4 protein-coding genes and 1 pseudogene are annotated in these 4,174 nt (G+C 35.3%); all 5 read right to left on the bottom strand.

The window, feature by feature from the left end; all coding sequences use genetic code 11:
- Window positions 1-729 (bottom strand): hypothetical protein (locus tag O970_RS09065; protein WP_238610629.1); only part of this gene is annotated, 729 nt, incomplete at its 3' end.
- 79 nt (window positions 730-808) lie between these two features.
- Window positions 809-1,450 (bottom strand): hypothetical protein, encoded by a 642-nt coding sequence (locus O970_RS09060; protein WP_238610628.1) that lies wholly within the window; start codon window positions 1,448-1,450, stop codon window positions 809-811.
- Window positions 1,451-1,716: 266 nt separating this feature from the next.
- Window positions 1,717-2,556, bottom strand: a complete 840-nt coding sequence (locus O970_RS09055; RefSeq protein ID WP_133459380.1) for a hypothetical protein — start codon at window positions 2,554-2,556, stop codon at window positions 1,717-1,719.
- Window positions 2,557-2,891: 335 nt separating this feature from the next.
- Window positions 2,892-3,803 carry a hypothetical protein gene (locus O970_RS09050; RefSeq protein ID WP_133459379.1) on the bottom strand — a complete coding sequence of 304 codons (912 nt, stop codon included), beginning with the start codon at window positions 3,801-3,803 and terminating at the stop codon, window positions 2,892-2,894.
- A 20-nt stretch (window positions 3,804-3,823) separates the two neighbouring features.
- A pseudogene (locus O970_RS09980) lies at window positions 3,824-4,174 on the bottom strand (hypothetical protein); the annotation flags it as partial.

Here is a 4,174-nt window from a genome sequence, read left to right as displayed (position 1 = left end):
TTCGGCCATTAACTGCGCATAATCAATGGACAGTTTTAACTCTTCTACGGTTAACGATTGGCGGTATTCGGTTAATTTATTGAGTTGTTTATATTTTTTATCTTTATAATGATTCCCTTGTTGAAAAAGCATTCGAGCAATCAAATCTTCGTAGCAATGATAGCCTCCTTCAATAGCATAATTTAAGTACTTAATACTGCTCTCTAACTTAGCATTTGGACATGAAAGCGCCATTCCCTTTTCATCATACCCACAATGACCAATTGCAAAGCCTTTTTCATAAGCAAATTTAGGATATTTTAAATCGGCAAATTGCTCCCATAAATAGTTTCTCATTTCTTGATTTTTAAACACTATAGGTTCAACTAATGGATTCCCGACACTATCCACTAACTGATGCCGGTATTTGCGCATAAATGTATCAAAGGACATAGTAATCCACTCGTCTTTTCCATCTTCATCATACAAATCTTTACAATGAAGAATTCTATAATAATAAAACATCACATTTTTATCCCATTGCCAGGCATGTTTAATCAATGTCACTAAGCTATCTGGGTCACGGACACCATAAAATACTTGATCGTCAAATGCGCTTTCATATAGCTTTTGGGCTTCATCGATACGTAATAATTGATGTTGGGGAATAGTAGATGGGTAAATAGTATAGTCCATCGTTATATTTTCCGATTGAGTAAGTTGACGATGGTTATGGGTTGAATAAACCATATATAAGCAAGCAAGAACGATAACAAAGCAAAAACTAATAATTAAAAGTATTAACTTTTTCGATATTAATTTTGTTACTTTAGCGGGATAGTGCATTAAATATACTCCACATCATTTTGATTAAAGCTATCCACTTATCTTCGTAGCAATGATAGCCTCCTTCAATAGCATAATTTAAGTACTTAATACTGCTCTCTAACTTAGCATTTGGACATGAAAGCGCCATTCCCTTTTCATCATACCCACAATGACCAATTGCAAAGCCTTTTTCATAAGCAAATTTAGGATATTTTAAATCGGCAAATTGCTCCCATAAATAGTTTCTCATTTCTTGATTTTTAAACACTATAGGTTCAACTAATGGATTCCCGACACTATCCACTAACTGATGCCGGTATTTGCGCATAAATGTATCAAAGGACATAGTAATCCACTCGTCTTTTCCATCTTCATCATACAAATCTTTACAATGAAGAATTCTATAATAATAAAACATCACATTTTTATCCCATTGCCAGGCATGTTTAATCAATGTCACTAAGCTATCTGGGTCACGGACACCATAAAATACTTGATCGTCAAATGCGCTTTCATATAGCTTTTGGGCTTCATCGATACGTAATAATTGATGTTGGGGAATAGTAGATGGGTAAATAGTATAGTCCATCGTTATATTTTCCGATTGAGTAAGTTGACGATGGTTATGGGTTGAATAAACCATATATAAGCAAGCAAGAACGATAACAAAGCAAAAACTAATAATTAAAAGTATTAACTTTTTCGATATTAATTTTGTTACTTTAGCGGGATAGTGCATTAAATATACTCCACATCATTTTGATTAAAGCTATCCACTTCAACAACCCGGGGCTCTAATTCGCCATGATTAACTACGCGACAAGGCAAGATCTGATTTTTATCCGCAAGTTTTTTTATTTCTTGATAGCTTGGCGATGACTTGGGGAAAAATCGTATTAGCCAAACAAATTAAGGTCTTGGATGAAAATCATCAATTTCATTTCGCCACTCATTATAATCCCAAGTAACAATTGTGGTTTTAAGCGCTGACAAATACTCTTGCGCAGCTTGTTTTTGTGTTGGGTTAAGTCTCTTTTCAAGACCGGTTTGAATTTGCTTGTTATATTCCCACACAGGTGGCAGTCGGTGAGCATACCAAGCTAAATTATTGTCATTATCCTCGATGGTTTGTTTGGCATAATCACTTAATAGTGACCATGCATACGCTTTAATAGGATCGGGCTCACGACCTATACCATATAAGTAGGCTTCGGTAACCCGTAATATGCCAATAATGGAGCTATGTTCGGCCATTAACTGCGCATAATCAATGGACAGTTTTAACTCTTCTAAGGTTAACGATTGGCGGTATTCGGTTAATTTACTGAGTTGTTTATATTTTTCATCTTTATAATGATCCCCTTGTTGGAATAGCATTCGAGCAATCCATTGTTCATAGCAATGATAGCCCCCTTCAAGAGCATAGTTCAGATATTCAATACTTTTTTCTAATTTATCATCTGGGCATGGTAAACGTATACCTTTTGTATCATATCCACAAGGGCTATACCACCAGCTTTTTCGATAAGCAAAATAAGGATATTTTAAATCGGCAAATTGTTCCCATAAATAGTTTCTCATTTCTTGATTTTTAAACACTATGGGCTCAACTAATGGATTCCCGGCACTATCCACTAACTGATGCCGATATTTGCGCATAAACGTATCAAAGGACATAGTAATCCACTCGTCTTTTCCATCTTCATCATACAAATCTTTACAATGAAGAATACTATAATAATAAAGCATCGCATTTTTATCTCATTGCCAGGCATGTTTAATCAATGTTACTAAGCTATCTGGGTGACGGACGCCATAAAATACTTGATCGTCAAATGCGCTTTTATATAGCTTTTGGGCTTCATCGATACGTAATAATTGATGTTGAGGAATAGTAGACTATCAAATTCGTTTAAACACTCATCAAGCAAATGACTATCAAACACTTTTCCTCTATCTGAATGAAATAACTCAAGCGAATTTAATATGAATCCATGACCTTATATTTCTGGTACTACAAAGTGTGGACATACCAAGTATTAACTTTTTCGATATTAATTTTGTTACTTTAGCGGGATAGTGCATTAAATATACTCCACATCATTTTGATTAAAGATATCCACTTCAACAACCGGGGACTCTAATTCGCCATTATTAACTACGCGACAAGGCAAGATCTGATTTTTATCCGCAAGTTTTTTTATTTCTTGATAGATGGGATATGCCTTTGGCAAAGTTGATTGTTGTATTTTCTTATTAGACTCATATTTCTGTTTGTTATATAATGTTTTTTTCTCTGATTTATTGGTTAGCAGTGCATAACCCCATAAAACAACAGGTTTACTAACAGAATATTTTAAAAAGTTATAATAAAAATTAGATCTATACTTTACTTGCTCTATAACCTCCGCTTCCCATTTTTCTGTTGAATATAATATCGTTCCCCGAGCAGCTAGCGGCTTAGTCACGTTATTTTCATCAATGGGATAGTCTATTACGTCAAGAAAGTTATTATTACCATAAGTCACTTGCCCTAAACAACGCGTTTTTTGCTGTGTTGAAATCGTATTAGCCAAACAAGTTTGTACCTTTATTTTGTCTACATTAAGGGTATCTTCGTAAGCCGCTCCCCGGCAGCTGTGTAAAACAAAAATCCCTTGATTAGGATGCCAAGGTAAACGCTCCATCTGCTCTTGCTCATTAAAATAAATTTTATCTTCCCCATCATGCTCTTGAAAATACAGTGCTTCTGGTCCACCATGGCCAAAAAAGTGAATTTGCCATAAAGAATATTTGCAAGCCGTTTGCGGATCGGTGAGTTCATTATATAACTTAGTCCATTCAGCTTTAAATTCGTGTGGAAAATAAAAATTTTCTATGATTCTTACCTCTGCATCCGGGTATTTAAGCGCTAATCGCTTCTTTAATGGCGACCTCACCGTTTTTAAGCTTAGTTGTTTGGGCTGTGAAAATTTTACAGCTTGAACTATTTTCATTATTATTGGGCATAGTTAACCTACCTACTTATTAATTCCAGTGTAATGGTTTGGTCTTCATCGACAGAATAAAATGCTTGTGTATATCCATTTTTATCGGTTTGGCCTTGCACCTTTCTACCATTAGCAAGCGTGGCAATATAGGGTTCATTGGCATAAATGTTTCCCGTTTCATCTTTACATATAAATTTCACCGCATAATCACCAATAACCTCTGGCAACGCTATCTGAGTGATATCCATATCCTTTGCCGCCATTTTCTGCATAACATTACCTTTAAAATAGATGTTGCCAGCGGTGCCTAGTTCAATGCCTTCGCTGCTGATTTTAATATACGAGCCGCCACAGATTAACGTTAGTTGTTTACTGGC

The sequence above is a fragment of the Candidatus Schmidhempelia bombi str. Bimp genome, from assembly GCF_000471645.3.
GTDB classification, from domain to species: Bacteria; Pseudomonadota; Gammaproteobacteria; order Enterobacterales; family Orbaceae; genus Utexia; species Utexia bombi.
This window is presented reverse-complemented; position numbering and strand designations above follow the sequence as displayed.

What these genes read in the sequence shown, in the direction of transcription:
- O970_RS09060 (WP_238610628.1), bottom strand. Translation starts at nt 1,450, where the DNA reads ATGGTTTATTCAACCCATAACCATCGTCAACTTACTCAATCGGAAAAT.
- O970_RS09055 (WP_133459380.1), bottom strand. Translation starts at nt 2,556, where the DNA reads ATGCTTTATTATTATAGTATTCTTCATTGTAAAGATTTGTATGATGAA.
- O970_RS09050 (WP_133459379.1), bottom strand. Translation starts at nt 3,803, where the DNA reads ATGAAAATAGTTCAAGCTGTAAAATTTTCACAGCCCAAACAACTAAGC.